The sequence below is a fragment of the Saccharothrix sp. NRRL B-16314 genome (genome assembly GCF_000716595.1).
GTDB lineage: Bacteria > Actinomycetota > Actinomycetes > Mycobacteriales > Pseudonocardiaceae > Actinosynnema.
The window spans coordinates 43,988-59,524 of the sequence record NZ_JNXC01000034.1 but is presented as its reverse complement, the minus strand read 5'-3'; the positions used below and the strand labels follow the sequence as shown (position 1 = coordinate 59,524).

Here is a 15,537-nt window from a genome sequence, read left to right as displayed (position 1 = left end):
GGTGGTGGCCACGCTGGAGCGCGTGGACGCGGTGCGGTCCGCCCCCGCCGGGGGGCGGTCCCGCTCGCGCGCCCGTCACCGCCTGACCGTGTTGGCGTTCCTGGCGCCGGCGATCCTCGGGTTCGCGCTGTTCTTCGGGTACCCGCTGGTGGCGACGGTCTGGTTCTCGTTCACGAAGTACGACCTGATCAACCCGCCGGAGTGGGTCGGCTGGGAGAACTACGCCTACATGTTCTCCGACAAGCTGTTCCGCGTCGCCGTCTACAACACGCTGTGGTTCGTGGTGGTGCTGACCGTCGCACGCGTGGTGTTCGCGTTGGGCGTGGCGTCGGTGATCGCCCGGTTGAAGTCGGGCGTCGGCCTGGTCCGGACCCTCTGCTACCTGCCGTCGTTGGCCCCGCCCGTGGCGGCGACGTTGGTGTTCTTCCTGGTGATGCGGCCGAACGAGGGGCCGTTGGATTCGCTCCTCGGGTGGTTCGGGATCGAGGGGCCGCTGTGGTTCGCCGATCCGGTGTGGGCGAAGCCGGGGATCGCGGCGGTGATGCTGTGGGTGTCCGGCGACTTGATGATCATCATCCTGGCGGCGGTCCTGGACGTGCCGCAGGAGCAGTACGAGGCGGCGTCGTTGGACGGCGCGGGGCCGGTCCGGCGGTGGTGGCACGTCACGCTGCCGACCATCTCGCCGGTGCTGGCGTTCGGGGTGGTGAACTCGATCATCCTGGCGTTGCAGCTGTTCACGCAGGCCGTGGTGGCGGGGTCGGCGGCCAGCGGGTCGGCCGACGTGACCGGGTCGACGAAGGTCCTCGGGTTCCCGGAGAACTCGACGTTGACGTTCCCGGTGTGGCTCTACACGCAGGGGTTCCGCTACTTCGACATGGGCTACGCGGCGGCGATGGCGACCGTCCTGTTCGTCATCTCGTTCGCGGCGACGGCGTTGTTGGTGTGGCGGATGCGTCGGGCGTCGCACCAGGAGGAGGGCGGATGACCACCGTGGCACGTCGTCCGCGGGACCGGCGGCGGGTGCTCGACTGGGTCGCGGTGCACAGCCTCGGGCTGGCGCTGGGGCTGATGTTCGCGTTGCCGATCGTGTTCGTCTTCCTGACGGCGGTGATGTCGGACAGCCAGGCGTTCACCGAGGATTTGTGGCCCCGCGAGTGGCACTGGGGCAACTTCCTGGAGGTGTTCGAGCAGGCCCCGCTGCTGACGTACCTGGGCAACAGCCTGCTGTACTCGGGGCTCGCCACGGCGGGGATGCTGGTGTCGTCGATCCCGGCGGCGTACGCGTTGGCCAAGTTGCGGTGGCGCGGGCGGAACGCGGTGTTCATGCTGGTGGTGGGCGCGATGATGCTGCCGCCGCAGGTGGTCGCCGTGCCGCTGTACGACACGTGGTCCGGCCTGGGGCTCACCGGGACGCTGTGGCCGTTGATCGTGCCGTACTTCCTGTTCGACGCGTTCAGCATCTTCCTGCTGCGCCAGTTCATCCTGACGATCCCGCAGTCCTACGTGGACGCGGCACGGGTGGACGGGTGCACGGAGTTCCAGGCGCTGGCGCGGATCGTGGTGCCGATGGCGCGGCCGGGCATCGCGGCGACCGCGTTGTTCTGCTTCCTCTACACGTGGAACGACTACTTCGGCCCGCTGCTGTACACGAGCGAGAAGCCGGACCAGTGGACGTTGTCGCTGGCGCTGGCGTCGTTCAAGGGCATGCACCACGTGCAGTGGAACCTGGCCATGGCGGTCACGTTGCTGATCATGCTCCCGGCGGTGGTGCTGTTCGCGTTCGCGCAGCGCTCGTTCGTCCGGGGCATCACGTTCACGGGGGTCAAAGGGTGAAGCTGACCGTTGTCGGCGGCGGGTCGACCTACACGCCGGAGTTGATCGACGGGATCGCCTGGCGGCGGACGACCCTCGCGGTGGACGAGATCGTGCTGGTCGACCCGGACGCGTCCCGGCTGGAGGTGGTGGGCGCGTTCTCGCGGCGGCTGCTGGCGCACGCCGGGCACCCGGCGCGGGTCACCACCACGTCGGACCTGGAACGGGGAGCCGACGGGGCGTCGGCGGTGTTGTTGCAGCTCAGGGTAGGCGGGCAGGCCGCTCGGGCGTCGGACGAGACGTTTCCGCTGGTGTGCGACTGCGTCGGGCAGGAGACGACCGGGGCGGGAGGGCTGGCCAAGGCGCTGCGCACCGTGCCGGTGGTGCTGGACATCGCCGAACGGGTGCGCGCGGTGGCCGGTGACGCGTGGATCGTGAACTTCACCAACCCGGTCGGGATCGTCACGCGGGCGTTGTCGCAGGCCGGGCACCGGGCGGTGGGGCTGTGCAACGTGGCGATCGGGTTCCGGCGCTGGACGGCCGAGGTGCTGGGGGTGTCGCCGCAGGACGTTCGGCTCGGGCACGTGGGGCTGAACCACCTGACCTGGGAGACCGAGGTGCTCGTGGACGGCGTCGACCGGCTGCCCGAGCTGCTGGGACCGCACGGTGACGCGCTGGGCAAGCACATCGGGCTGCCCACGTCGTTGATGCGGCGGCTCGGCATGGTGCCCTCGTACTACCTGAAGTACTTCTACGACCACGACGAGGTGGTGCGGAAGCAGCGGACCGAGCCGCCGCGCGCCGAGGTGGTGGCGGGGGTGGAGAAGGAACTGCTCGATGTCTACGGCGACGAGTCCGTGGTGACGAAGCCGGCGCAGTTGAACCAGCGGGGCGGGGCCTACTACTCCGAGGCGGCGGTGCAGCTGGTGCACTCGTTGACCGGGGGCGGGGACGGGGGCGGGGGCGGGGGTCTTGAGCAGCACGTGGTGAACGTCCGGAACGACGGCACGCTGCCGTTCCTGCCCGACGACGCGGTGGTCGAGGTGCCCGCCGTGGTGACCGACCGGGGCGCGTCGCCGGTCGCGGTGGCCCCGGTGCCGCCGTCGATCTCCGGGTTGATCTCGCACGTGACGGGCTACGAGCACCTGGCGTTGGACGCGGCGGTGCTCGGCGGGCGTGACCGGGTGGCGGACGCGCTGCTCGCGCACCCGCTGATCGGGCAGTTCGCGACGGCCGAGCGGCTGGCCGACGAGCTCGTGTCGCGCAACGCGGACTTCCTGCCGTGGGCGAGGGGACGGGCGTGACGAACCGGGTGCTCGCCATCGACGGCGGGAACAGCAAGACGGCCATGGCCCTGGTCGACGTGGAGGGGCGGGTGCTCGCCCGGGTGCTCGGCCCGGGGGCGTCTCCCCAGGGTGTGGGGCTGCGGCGCAGCGTCGAGGTGTTCGAGGGGATGGCGCGGGAGGCCGCGCGCCAGGCGGGGCTCCCCGCCGACGAGCAGATCGCCGTGCACACGGCCGCTTACCTGGCGGGAGCCGACTTCCCCCGGGAGGAAGAGGCGCTGCGGGACGCCATCTCGGCGCGCGGGTGGTCGGGGACGACCGTCGTCGGGAACGACACGTTCGCCCTGCTGCGCGCGGGGACGGCCGACGGTGTCGGCGTGGCGGTGGTGTGCGGTGCGGGCATCAACTGCGTGGGGGTGGCGCCGGACGGGCGGACGCACCGGTTCCCGGCGGTGGGGCGGGTGTCGGGTGACTGGGGCGGGGGCGAGCACCTCGGGTCGGAGGCGTTGTGGCTGGCGGTGCGGGCCGCGGACGGGCGGGGTGAGCCGACGGCCCTGTCGGACGCGGTGGTCGCGCACTACGCGGCGTTGACGGGGACGTCGGGGGCGCACCGGGTGGGGACGTTGGCGGACGTGGTGGAGCGGCTGCACTTCGGGGAGGTCGCCTTCGACCCGCATGCGCTGTGCCGCGTGCTGTTCGAGGTGGCCTCGGCGGGTGACGCGGTGGCGCGGGCGGTGGTGGACCGGCTCGTGGAGGAGGTCGTGCTGCTCGCGCGGGTGTCGTTGTCGCGCTTGGGGCTGCTCGGGGAGGCGGTGGACGTGGTGCTCGGCGGCGGGGTGGTCACCGGGACCGGCGGGGTCGTCTCGGACGCGGTGGCCTCGGCGTTGCGGGAGTTCGCGCCCCGGCTCCGGGTGCGGGTGGTGGACGTGCCGCCGGTGGTGGGCGCGGCGTTGGCGGGCCTGGACGCGGTGGGGGCTTCGGCGGGGGCGGAGGCCCGCCTGCGGGCGGCTTACGGGATGCCGGTGACGGCTGCGGCCGGCTGAGCGCGGTCGGCCGTCCGGTGGTCGGGCGGCTGTCCTGAGACACCGGTGCGCGGGAGGTGAACCATGGCGGCGGCCCCTCCCGCGCACCGGCCCTTTTCCGGTGCTCCGCGGTGCCGCAACCACCTGTGCGCGACGTGATCCCTGCCGCACCGGATTCCGCGCAGCGCGTTAATCCGATGCGTGTCCAGGCCTTGGAGTGACACCTTGGTAACAGCCTTGCCAACCGCCGGTGGCGCAGGGCCGGCATCGCGTTGCATGCTGTCGTGCGCGGTCATGGGGGTGCCGCGCGCGGAGGGGAGGGTCTGTGAACGGTCTGGACAGCTTCGTGGCGTTGGGGGACAGCTTCACCGAGGGCATGGACGACCCGGCGCCGAACGGCACCTACCTGGGGTGGGCCGACCGGCTGGCCGCGATGATCTCGACCCGACGGCAGGGTTTCCGCTACGCGAACCTGGCGATCCGGGGCAAGATGCTCCAGGAGATCGTGGACGAGCAGATCCCGCTGGCGGTGTCGCTGAAGCCACGGCTGGTCACGCTGTGTGGCGGCGGCAACGACATCCTGGTGCCGGGCAGCGACGCGGACGCGTTGGCCGAGGTGTACGAGATCGCGGTGGCCGACCTGCGGGCGGCGGGCGCGGAGGTGCTGATCTTCACCGGGTTCGACCCGAAGCACACGCCGTTCCTGCGGTCGCTGCGCGGGAAGATCGCGATCTACAACAGCCACCTGTGGTCGGTGGCCGAGCGCTACCACTGCAAGGTGGTCGACCTGTGGTCGATGACCGTGCTGCACGACCGGCGCGCGTGGAGCGCGGACCGGCTGCACCTGTCGCCCGAGGGACATCGGCGGGTGGCGTTGCGGGCGGCGGAGGTGTTGGGGTTCCAGTCGGACGAGGAGTGGAGCGCGCCCTGGCCACCGCTGGTGGACGAGGACTGGATGACGCAGCGGCGGCACGACCTGAAGTGGGCGCGGGAGCACGTGATGCCGTGGGTCGCCCGGCAGTTGCGCGGCGAGTCCATGGGTGACGGGGTGGTGCCCAAGCGGCCCGAGCTGCTGCCGGTGTGCGCCGAGTGACCCGCAAGCCGGGCGAGCTGGGCTGTGAGTTGGGCGGGGCGTGAACCGGCCGGCCGTGAGCTGGGCGAGCCGTGTGCTTGGGGGTCGTGAGCTTGGCGAGCCGTGTGCTGGCGGGTCGTGAGCTGGGCAAGCCGTGAGCTTGGGCGGGCCGTGAGCTGGGCAAGCCGTGAGCTGGGCGGCCGTGAGCCGGGCGAGTCGTGTGCTGGCGAGTCGTGTGCTGGCGGGTCGTGAGCTGGGCGGGCGCGTGAGCGGAGACGGCCGTGAGCGAGGGCTGGGTGTGAGGCGGGTGGCCGTAAGCCGGGCGGGTCGTGAGCGAGGGCTGGGCGTGGGGCGGGTGGATGTGACGGCTCGCTGTCCCGCCGATTCACGCACTGGGCCGGCGCTCTCCCCCGAACGCCGGCCCAGCGGTTCGGGTGGCTTTCCCCCCTGGCTCCCCCTGCCAAGTGCCACCCAGCGCTGACCGATGCTGCCGATCAGCGCAAGTCCAAAATCCCATGACTTCGCGCCGCGGTGCTAAACAGCGGCTAAACCTCGGAGGTCAAGGCTTCAAGCGCCGTTCGGACGAACATCGACCTGGTGGAGCCGAGGCGTTCGAACAGCCGAAGCGATTCCGCCAGCTCCGCTTGCGCCGCAACGCGTTCGCCGCGTTTGGCCAGCACGGTGCCGAGCACCTCCCGCCCGAACGCCTCCTCGAACTGCATGGACCCGCCACGCGCCAGCTCCACCCCTTGCCGCGCGTGTTCTTCCGCCTCGGGTAACAGCCCCAGCTCGGCGTACAGCTCCGCCAGGTTGTTCACCGCCACCACGTACGCGCGCTCGTCACCGTTGCGGTGGTAGATCTCCACCGCGAGGAACTGGTGGCGGGCCGCCGCTTCGCGCAGCCCGAGCCGTTGCTCCACCTGGGCCAGGTTGTTGAGCACCGTGGCCTCGTGGAGGGCGTCACCGTCCCGTCGGGCCAGTTCGACGGCTTCCCTGTGGTGCACCAGTGCTTCCTCGGCACGCCCGTCGGCCAGCAGGGCGATGGCCAGCTGGTCCAGCGTCATGACGAGGTAGCGCGGGTCGCCCAGTTCCACGGCTATCCGGTGCGCCGCTTCCGCGTGGTCGAGGGTGCCGTGCAGGGCGCCCGCGCGATTGTTGATGTCGTGCATCGCGTGCAGCACCAGCAGCTCGCCGAGGCGGTTTCCGGTGATCCGGGCGGACGCCAGGCCGAACTCGGCTATGCCGCGCCACTCCCGGCAGACGAGCCTGGCCACGCAGTACGTGTGCACCAGCCGCACCAGCTGCCACACCTGGTCGTGCAGACCGGCTTCCGCGCCGGCGTGCACCAGGGCGATGAGGTTCGGCCACTCCTTGTCGAACCAGGACAACGCCTGCGCCGACGTGGCGGGTCTGGGCGCGGTGGTGGAGTCGGTGAAGTCCAGTCCGTCGGAGACCGGCCGGATGAGGCGTCTGGCGTGGTCGCAGGCGGCCAGGTAGTGGGCGATCAGGCGACGCAGGGCACCGTGCTCGCGGTCTTCGACCACTTCCCTCGCGTACAGGCGCACGAGGTCGTGCAGGACGAAGCCGCCGCGCCACTGCTCGACCACGAGGTGGGCGTCCGCCAGGTCGGCCAGCCGGGCCACCGCGGTCCCGAGGTCGATGTCGCACACCGCGGCTATCGCGTGCGGGCTCACCCACCGGCCGGGGACCAGACCGGCGGCGCGAAACGTCTCCGCCAGCTCCGGCGGGAGGTTGCGGTAGGACACGGCCAGCGCACGGCCCACCCCGACGCCGCTGTCCGCCAGGTCAAGGGTGCGGAGTCGGGCGTCGTCGTCGGACAGCTGCGCGACCAGGTCCTCCACCGTCCACTCCGGACTGAAGACGAGCTTGGCGGCGGCGATGCGCAGCGCCAGGGGCAGGTTGCCGCAGAGTTCCACCAGCATCCGGACCGCCACGGGCTCCTGCTCGGACAGCGGCTTGCCGACGACCTCGTCCACCAGGCGGACGGACTCCTCCTCGGAGAGGGTGTCCAGGGTCAGCATCCGGGCGCTGTTGCTGACCACCAGCGACTCCAGGCGGCGGCGGCTGGTCACCAGGACCACCGAACCCGCGCCGGGAGGCAGCAGCAGCCGGATGTGCTCGGGGTCCCAGGCGTCGTCGAGCACCACCAGCACCCTGCGCTTGGCCAGGACCGACCGGTACAGGCCGACGCGGTCGTCCAGGCCGTGGGGCAGGCCGTCCGCGGGCACGCCCAGCGCCAGCAGGAACCGGGCCAGCACCTCGGCGGGTTCCAGCGGTTCGCGGTCGGGCGCGAAGCCGTTCAGGGAGGCGAACAGCAGGCCGTCCGGGAACTGCTCGGCCCGCCGGTGCCCCCACGTGACGGCCAGCTCGCTCTTGCCGATCCCCGGCGCCCCGTTGACCACCGCGATCGTGGTGGCGGTCAGGTCGCGCACGTCGCACAGCCGGTCCAGCCAGGCCAGTTCCTCGTCACGGCCGATGAAGCCGCTGGCGGCGGCGGGCAGCTGGGCGGGCACGACGACGCCGGGGCGCGGCGGCACCGGGGCCGCCTCGGCCAGGCCGGGTGAGCTGAGCGCCGGGTCGTCGCGCAGCACCTGCTCGTGCAGCACGCGCAGGCCGGGGCCGGGGTCGATGCCCAGCTCGTCCACGACGCGGCGGTGGAAGCGCTGGTAGGCCTCCAGGGCGTCGGCGCGCTGACCGGACCGGTAGAGGGCGCGCATCATGTGGCCGACGAGGCGTTCGCGGAACGGGTACTCGGTCACCAGCTGGCGCAGCTCGCCGACCAGCTCCAGGTGCCGGCCCAGTTCCAGCTCGGCCTCGATGCGCTCCTCGACCGCCGCGAGTCGCAGTTCCTCCAGGTCGGTGGTGACGGGGTCGCCGGGCACGTCCACCAGCACCTGGCCCCGCCACAGGCCGAGCGATTCGCGCAGCAGCTGCGCCCGGATCGGCGCCGGCTTGCCCCTCGCGCTCGACACGAGCTGACGGGCCCGGTGGAAGTCGAGCCGCCACGGGTCGACCGACAGCTGGTAGCCGGGCGGCGTGGTGAGGATTCGCGCCGAAGCCGCCGGGTCGGCCTCGTCCAGCATCCGGCGCAGGCGGGACACGTAGCCGTGCACGATCGTCCTGGCCGTGGCCGGCGGCTCGTCGGCCCACAGGCTGTCCACGATCTCGTCGATCGGGACCACCCGGTTGGCGTCCAGCACCAGCATCGCGAGCAGTCCGCGCATCCCCTTGCGGCCGATGACGAGCTGCCGCCCGTCGGCGAGCACCTGCAACGGTCCGAGCACGCCGAACTCCAGCCCGCTCCTGCTCCGGTCAGCCATGCCCCTCCCCAGCTCGTGCGCGGCTCGGTCACTGGATCAGGTGCGCCGGGAACCCCGTTGGATACCTGTCAGTAGATATTGCTTGGTCAACTAGTCGTGCCTCCCGGACCGGACGGGCCGGGGACGGCTAGGGTTTTGGCCCCGGGACAGTCCCTGGGCGAGTGCAGGAGGACCAGTGCCGCGCGAGCCGATGAACGTGGTCGACCGTGGCGCGGCCTGCCTGTTGGGCGGCGCCCTCGGTGACGCCCTCGGCGCGCCCATCCAGTACCTGGGGTGGGCCGACATCCAGCGCGACCACGGGCCGGAAGGCGTCCTGGAGCCGCCGCGCCCCGCCCTGGTCACCGACGACACGCAGCTCACGCTGTTCACGGCGGACGGCTACCTGCGGGCGTGGGTGCGCGGTCAGACCACCGGCCAGTGGGACCCGGTCGACGTCGTCTGGCAGAGCTACCGGCGGTGGCTGGTCACCCAGCAGGTGGCCGCGCCCGAGCCCGGCGCGGTGGGCCTGGTGGGTGACGAGCGGCTGTATTCGAGCCGGTCCCCCGGGTTGACCTGCCTGCGGGCGTTGGCCGCGGAAACGCCGCCCACGCCGGAGGAGCCGCACAACGAGTCGTCCGGCTGCAACGGCGTGACGCGGACCGCGCCGGCCGGGTTCGCGCCGAGCGCCGAGATCGCTTACGACCTGGGCTGCCGGTTCGCGGCGCTCACCCACGGCGGCACGGGCGGCTGGGTGTCCGGTGGGGCGTTCGCGCTGCTCATCCACCTGCTGGCGGTGCGCGGGCGGCCGATGCGCGAGGCCGTCGACCAGGTCATCGGGCGGGTCCTGCGGGACGACCCGTACACGGCGAACACGCTGAACCGGGCCGTGGTGTTCGCCGACGAGCACAAGGCGCTGGGGTTCGACTCGGTGCGGGTGGACCGGCTGGGCAGCGGGTGGACCGGGCCGGAGGCGCTGGCGATCGCCGTGCACACGGTGCTGGTGTACCCGAAGCGGGCGCAGTTCGTGGACGCGCTGCGGGCGGCGGCGAACCACTCGGGCGGCAGTGACGCGACGGCGGCGTTGACCGGGAACGTGCTGGGCGCCCTGCACGGCACCGCGGCGTTGCCCCGGGACTGGCTGGCCGGGCTGGAGCTGGTGGACCTGCTCACCCAGCTGGGCGCGGATTTGGGGCGTTCGGTGACGGGGCAGGAGTTCGACTTCGCCCGGTACGCGTGAGCCCGGCGCTCGTGGACCCGATGCTCGTGGGCTCGGCGCTCGTGACGGGCTTGAGGGGCTTGAGAACGGGGGAAGCCGGCCTCGGCACGCACGTTCCCGAATGCGTGCGACCGAGGCCGGCTCTCCACGTGGTCTGCGATGGGACACGCCCCGAGCGCGGAACCAGGCTGACCTGCCGTGGAGCGGGAAACCCGTGGGCGGAACCGTAGCAGAGCGCGTGTGAGTGGTCACAGGTGACCCACCTGTTCGGCGCAGTGAGGTGCGGGGATCGTTCCGTTTCGGGGAGGTGGGGCCGGTGCCGGCGGGCATCCGGGCGGTGACGCGGCTGTTGATCGCCCTCGACGGCGAGCCCGGCGCGCGTGATGTCGGCGATCTGGCCGTGCTGGCTGTTCGTCGGGCGCCAGCGGGTAGGGACGCGGTCGACGCGCTGGCCGAACTCGTGGGGGTGACGGGCTGGATCCTGTTCGAGGAGGAACGCCAGGTCGAGGCCCACCGGCACAACGTCGCGGCGCTGGGGCTGGCGCGGGCGGCGGGCAACCGGGAGCTCGAGACGCTGACCCTGTCGACCATGTCGATGCAGCGCGCCCACGTCGGGCGGTTCGCCGAAGCTCTCGACCTGGCCGACGTCGGTGCGGCCACTACGACCTCGCCTCGGGTTCGGGCCTTGTTCGCGCTCCGCCAGGCCCGTGCCCACTCGCGGATGCGCTTGGCGACGCCCGCGCTGCGCGCGTTGGACCAGTCCCGCGCCGCCCTCGAAGAAGACCCCTCTGCTCCTTCGTGGGCTTGGTGGATCGACGAGGCCGAACTCCTCGCCCACCGCGGCGCGGTCCTGGCCAACCTGGGTCGGCTCCCTGAAGCCGTCCCGCTCCTCCCCGACGTGCCGGGTCCGAGGTTCCGGGAAGTGGTGCGTGCCATGCGTTTCAGGACCTTGGTGGCGCTCAGCGAGTGGACCGGGCCGCCGCCTGTGTTCACCAGCCCACGAGCTCAGCGGACCGCTCAGCCGGCGTCGTGGGGTGGGTTGTTGGGGTCCGGCGGGCCTGAGTTGGGCGGGACTGAGTTGGGCGGGACTGAGTTGGGCGGGCTGGGGTTGGGCGGGCTGAGGTTGGGCGGCCAGAGATCGGCCGGGCCTGAGGCGGCCGGGCCGGAGGCGAGTGGGCCGGGGTCGGGTGGCCAGGAGGCCGGTGGGTCGGAGTCGAGCGGGTCGGGGTCGGTTGGGGTGGTGTGGTCGGCGGCGTCCCAGTTGTCGGCGTCCCAGTTGTCGGGGTCCCGGTTGTCGGGGTCCCGGTTGTCGGGGTCCCGGTTGTCGGGGTCCCGGTCGGTGGTGTCCCAGTCGGCTACGCCGTAGCGCTCACGGGCGCGTTGCGCGCGGTCCGGGTGTTCGTGGAGGTCCAGGAGGTTCGCCAGTTGGTGGCCGAACACCGGGTGGCCTTCCGGGTCCAGGAGCACGTCGTCCGGTTGCCCGGTGTCAGCGGTGTGGCTGGTGCTGTGGCTGGTGCTGTGGCTGGTGCTGTGGCTGGTGCTGTGGCTGGTGCTGTGGCCGTTGACCGTGAACGGCGCGGGGGCGCCGTTGGCGAGGTGGCGGAACACGTCGTCCACCTCCCGGTCGCAAGCGGCGGCGGAGAGCTTGGACAGGGTGCCGACCAAATCGACCGCCTCGCGGACCTGACCGGTGTTGCGCGCCAGCCACCACACCACCGTGCTGCCGGTGCTGGTCAGCACGTCCTGCCGCAGGTACGTCCGGACGGCGCGTTCCGCGGCGACCTCCTGCTCCCACACGTGCTGCTGCTTGCGCATGTCGGCCACCCGCCGCAGGCGGTCGCGGTCCTCCGGGTTCAGCTCCAGCCGCACGTCGGTCGCCCACGCAGCCAAGCGCTGCCCCGGGTCGGTCTCCCGCTGCCCCAACGCGGCGGCCAGTGCGTGCACCGTTCCGTCGTCCTCGGGGTGACGGCCGGCGGTGATCCGCGACGCCCGCCGCACCACGGCGTCCGCGGCAACGGCTGCCGGCACCGCGTGCTCGGCGGCGCCTGAACCGGGCTGCCAGTGCACGGTGCACGCGAACGTGAACCGGTAGTCCTCCATCGCGCTCGGCAGGCTCACCGGGGTCAGCTGGTGCCCCGGCGGGATCACGGGCACCGGCGGCGGCTGCTGCACGGCGTGCCGCGACTCGTAGCGCAACTGCTCGGCCCTCAGCTCCCACTGCTTGCGGCGCTGCCGGCGCTGCTGGACGGCCACCGCCGTGATGGCGAGCAGCCCTGCGGCGACGATCACGATCACCCACGGCGGCCAGCCGGACGCGGCGCCGATCGCGATCGGCAGCACCAGCGACGCCGTGCCCGCCACGACGGTTTCGGTCATGTCATCAGTCATCGGTGGTCCTCCAGGTGGATCAGGCCCAGCGCCGAGTCGATCAGCGGCCGGAGCCGGGCGGCGTCCCCCGACGCACGTGCGGCCAGGTAGAGGTGGTCGAGCAGGCGTGGACGGCCGGCGCACGCCGCCACCAGCAGTCCGGGGTCCTGGACGAGCCAGCGGTGCAAGGCGTGCGGCGGGACGTCCGCGCCGGCGGCCAGCACCTGCTCCCAGGCGGTGATCAGGGTCCGGCGGGTGAGGTGGCCTTGCGCCAGGTACGGCGGCACGTCCAGGTCGTACAGGATGGCGTGGTCCTCCGGGCGCAGGCCGCGTTCGGTCAGCCGGTGCAGCAGGCGGCGCTGGAACTTCCGCCGGTGCACCAGGTCCAGCAACGCCTGACGCGCCTCGACGCGCACCTCGTCGTCGTGGTGGCGAGTCAGGTTGTGCAGCCGCACGAGGGCCTGCGTGGGCCAGCTCGGCGCGATCCCCACCGCGCACGCGGTGATCAGCACCTGGGCGTACCCGGGCGACAGGTCGACGGCACGCGACCGGTGGTAGACGTGCTTGCGGAACGCCCACGACCACCGCGGGTGCTCCAGCCCGGTGGTCAGCACCCGCAGCGCCAGGTCCGGCCGCGCGCCCGAACCCCACCGCTGGGCCAACCCGGTCAGGAGGTCCACCCGCCCGGTGGCGAGGGCCTGTTCGGCGAACCGCGCCACGAGGTCCGCGGCCGTCCGGTCGTCCACGTCGCGCAGCGCCACGGCGGCCCGCACCCAGTCGGGCATCCGCTGCCGCAGGTCGGGGAAGTACGTCCAGAAGTGGGTGCGGACGGCGCTGTCCAGCCCGAGCGAGGTGAACGCGACCGAACGCGTGCCGCCGGTGCGCAGGCCGACCCGCGTCATCCGCTCGGCGAGGTAGTCGCCGTCGAGCGCGTGGGTGTCGTCGCCGGGCAGCTCCACCAGCCGGCGGAACGCGGCCTCACCCTGGACCAGCGCCTCCAGCGGCGCGCCGGACAGGAACGCGGCGACCACGGCCAACGCCCTGGCCGAGCCTTCCTGGTGCTTCTGGAACAGCTCCGCCGCCTCGGCGTCCCGGCGGACCTGGGCCGACGTCGCCGCGCGCAGCCACTCGGCCACCGTGCCGTCGGGGTCGGCGGTCCGCGCCTCCAACGCCAAGCGGGCGAGCGCGGCCACCTCGCGCGGTGACGCGGCGGCCAGGTGGTCCCGGACGTCGGCGGGCACCTCGAACTCGCCGAGCCGCAGGTGCGCCTTGAGCACGAGGTCGCCCGGCGGCGGGTCCACCGGCTTGACCAGGTCGGCGAGCGAGTCGGCCAGCAGGTGCCGCTGGTCCTCCCGCACGACCACGACGAGCCGCGCCCGCCGGGTCGCCACCTCCGCGCGGTACGCCTCCAGTTCGGGCCGCATCCGGTCGACCCGGTCCGGCTCGGTGGCGGTCAGGTCGAGCAGCAGCCGTTCGTCCTCGGCGATCTCGGCCGGGTCGAGGGCGGGCTCGTCGTCCTCGGTCCGGTCGGCCAGTTCGCGCAGTTCGGTGAGGCCGGTCTCGCCGTTGCCGGTGAGCAGCATGAACGCGGCGGTGCGCAGGCCGGCGCCGTCCGGGCCGGTCAGGACGACGGTGCCGGGTGCCGCCAGGGCGTGCCACGGGAACCGGCCGGGCGGCACGAACCGCTCGGCCAGCCAGCGGACGTGGTCGTCGGCGACGAGCCGCGCCTCCCGTCGCCTGCGGCGCACCTCGTGGAAGTGGTTGACGACGTTGTCGGCGCGGATGTCGTAGTTCGTGGTGTCGCCCAAGGTGATGTGGTCGCGGCTCTGGTGGACGTCGCCTTCGACGTCCCCGACGGTGTTCCAGCCGGTCACCGGCCACCGCGCAGGTGGAAGGTGCCGCCGTGGTGGATGTGGTCGCGGCTCTGGTGCACGTCGCCCTGGACCGTGCCGACGCTGTTCCACTGCGCCGGCGGAGCCTGAGGCTCTTCGACGGACGCTGTCTGGTCGGACGGCGCCGGTTGGGGCAGGAAACCGTTGCGCAGCAAGTCCCCCGTGGGCGACGGCACCCGCAGGTAGGCGTCACCCGCGAACTTCTTCACCCGCACGGGCACCGGCACGTACAGCTCCGGCGGGTCGGTCGCGTACCCGGAGAGCACGGCGTCCTCGAACGCCCGCGCCGACACGATCGCGGCCACCCTGGTGGTCGGCCCGGACCGCGTGAGCAGGTCCCGCACCGGCGCGGAGTCGAGCAGCCGGTGGTTCTCGACCCGCGCCTCGCCGCTGCCGGTGCTCACGCCGTCGCGGTTGGGGTCGGTGACCGGCCCGACCGTCACGCTGGCCCGCATCCGCAGGCCGGCCGGACCGGCGTCGACCCTGGCCCGGTAGTCCAGCTCGTCCTGCAACGACCGCAGGAACGGTCCCACCAGCAGCGGCAGCACGGCCGACGGGAAACCCGCGCTGTGGCCGTCGCCCGTGGACTCCGCGAACCGCTTCTCCCGCCACACCTCCACCGCGCCGCACCGCTCGAACGCGCCGCGCAGGATGCCCGGGATGGCGTCGGTCAGCTCCGCGTGGTGCCTCCCCGGCAGGCCGCTGAAGTCCTTGACGTCCACCACGAGCAGCGCCCGGTACGGCGGCAGCTCGGCCCAGTCGTTCTCCACGAAACCCTCCTCGTCGCCCGCTCAGGAGGTTTCCGGGCCCGCCGCGACGGGGTTGTCCGCCGCCGGACAGCTCGAGGGTGATGCGCGTCACATGCCGGCGTGCTGCTTCAGCACTTCCAGGTCGGCGACGAGGAGCCGCGGGCCGGGGTGCAGCGCGCCGACCTCCTTCAGCCGCTGGAGGTGCAACGCCACCGTGCTGCGCGCCAACCCGAGTGCGTCGGCCACCTCGCGCTGGGAGAACGGCACGTGCGGGCTGCCGTCGTCGGCCAGCGCCACGATCTCCAGCAGCAGCCGCGCGATCCGGCGTTCGGGCGCGAAGTGCACCAACTGCACCTGGTACGGCACCGCCTGCGACAGCTTCGACACGACGTAGTCGGCCAGCCGGCCCTGCGCGCGGTGCTCGTCCAGGAACGCCTCGAACGCCGCCGCCGACAGGACCTTCGTGGTGCAGCGGTCGATCGCCCGCACGGTCGCGGTGCGCGGCCCGGCCGACCGGGCCGCGATCTCGCCGAGCAGGTCACCCGGGCCGCGCAGGGTGATCAGCAACTGCCCGCCGCCCGGTTCCGCGCCGAGCACCTTCACCCGGCCGGACACCAGCGCGAACACGAACGTCCCGGGATCGCCCTGCCGCAGCAACCACGAGCCCGGCGGGTGCACCCGTTCCGCACCGCGGGCCAGCAACGCCTGCCACTTCGCCTCACCCAACAACGCGCGGAATCCGCGTGGTGGTCGGGAATTCGCGCCGGTCACCCGGCAGTGTCTACCGGACCGGGAGGACCAGTG

11 protein-coding genes are annotated in these 15,537 nt (G+C 72.7%); 6 read left to right on the top strand and 5 right to left on the bottom strand.

Annotated features, from left to right (window positions below):
• The first annotated feature begins 1 nt into the window (after window position 1).
• The 5 genes from OQ02_RS32920 to OQ02_RS32900 all read left to right on the top strand — a co-directional run bounded on the left by OQ02_RS32920 (window position 2) and on the right by OQ02_RS32900 (window position 5,210).
• A complete protein-coding gene (locus OQ02_RS32920; RefSeq protein WP_033442555.1) occupies window positions 2-985 on the top strand; it encodes a carbohydrate ABC transporter permease in 984 nt (327 codons plus the stop codon).
• A complete protein-coding gene (locus OQ02_RS32915) occupies window positions 982-1,833 on the top strand; it encodes a carbohydrate ABC transporter permease (protein ID WP_033442554.1) in 852 nt (283 codons plus the stop codon). Before OQ02_RS32920 ends, OQ02_RS32915 begins: the two co-directional genes overlap by 4 nt.
• A complete protein-coding gene (locus OQ02_RS32910) occupies window positions 1,830-3,116 on the top strand; it encodes a 6-phospho-beta-glucosidase (protein WP_033442553.1) in 1,287 nt (428 codons plus the stop codon). The genes OQ02_RS32915 and OQ02_RS32910 overlap by 4 nt, the downstream gene beginning before the upstream one ends.
• Window positions 3,113-4,138 (top strand): N-acetylglucosamine kinase, encoded by a 1,026-nt coding sequence (locus OQ02_RS32905; RefSeq protein WP_156077465.1) that lies wholly within the window; start codon window positions 3,113-3,115, stop codon window positions 4,136-4,138. Before OQ02_RS32910 ends, OQ02_RS32905 begins: the two co-directional genes overlap by 4 nt.
• Window positions 4,139-4,442: 304 nt before the next feature.
• On the top strand, window positions 4,443-5,210 hold the full coding sequence (locus OQ02_RS32900; protein WP_033442551.1) for an SGNH/GDSL hydrolase family protein: 768 nt from the start codon (window positions 4,443-4,445) through the stop codon (window positions 5,208-5,210).
• Window positions 5,211-5,734: 524 nt separating this feature from the next.
• On the opposite strand, the gene OQ02_RS32895 is transcribed toward OQ02_RS32900, so the two are convergent.
• Window positions 5,735-8,530: an AfsR/SARP family transcriptional regulator gene (locus OQ02_RS32895; RefSeq protein WP_033442550.1), complete on the bottom strand. Its 2,796-nt coding sequence runs from the start codon at window positions 8,528-8,530 to the stop codon at window positions 5,735-5,737.
• A 175-nt stretch (window positions 8,531-8,705) separates the two neighbouring features.
• Between OQ02_RS32895 and OQ02_RS32890 the strand changes: the two genes are divergently transcribed.
• Complete coding sequence (locus OQ02_RS32890) at window positions 8,706-9,746, top strand: ADP-ribosylglycohydrolase family protein (RefSeq protein ID WP_033442549.1); 1,041 nt, start codon at window positions 8,706-8,708, stop codon at window positions 9,744-9,746.
• 996 nt (window positions 9,747-10,742) lie between these two features.
• Here OQ02_RS32890 and OQ02_RS44350 read toward each other — a convergent pair.
• From OQ02_RS44350 to OQ02_RS32865, 4 genes are all read right to left on the bottom strand, one after another.
• A complete protein-coding gene (locus OQ02_RS44350) occupies window positions 10,743-12,113 on the bottom strand; it encodes a hypothetical protein (protein ID WP_156077464.1) in 1,371 nt (456 codons plus the stop codon).
• A complete protein-coding gene (locus OQ02_RS32875; protein WP_033442547.1) occupies window positions 12,110-13,966 on the bottom strand; it encodes a hypothetical protein in 1,857 nt (618 codons plus the stop codon). Before OQ02_RS32875 ends, OQ02_RS44350 begins: the two co-directional genes overlap by 4 nt.
• Window positions 13,963-14,754 carry a hypothetical protein gene (locus tag OQ02_RS32870; protein ID WP_033442546.1) on the bottom strand — a complete coding sequence of 264 codons (792 nt, stop codon included), beginning with the start codon at window positions 14,752-14,754 and terminating at the stop codon, window positions 13,963-13,965. The genes OQ02_RS32875 and OQ02_RS32870 overlap by 4 nt, the downstream gene beginning before the upstream one ends.
• Before the next feature lie 87 nt (window positions 14,755-14,841).
• Window positions 14,842-15,504: a Crp/Fnr family transcriptional regulator gene (locus tag OQ02_RS32865; protein WP_033442545.1), complete on the bottom strand. Its 663-nt coding sequence runs from the start codon at window positions 15,502-15,504 to the stop codon at window positions 14,842-14,844.
• Window positions 15,505-15,537: the final 33 nt, after the last annotated feature.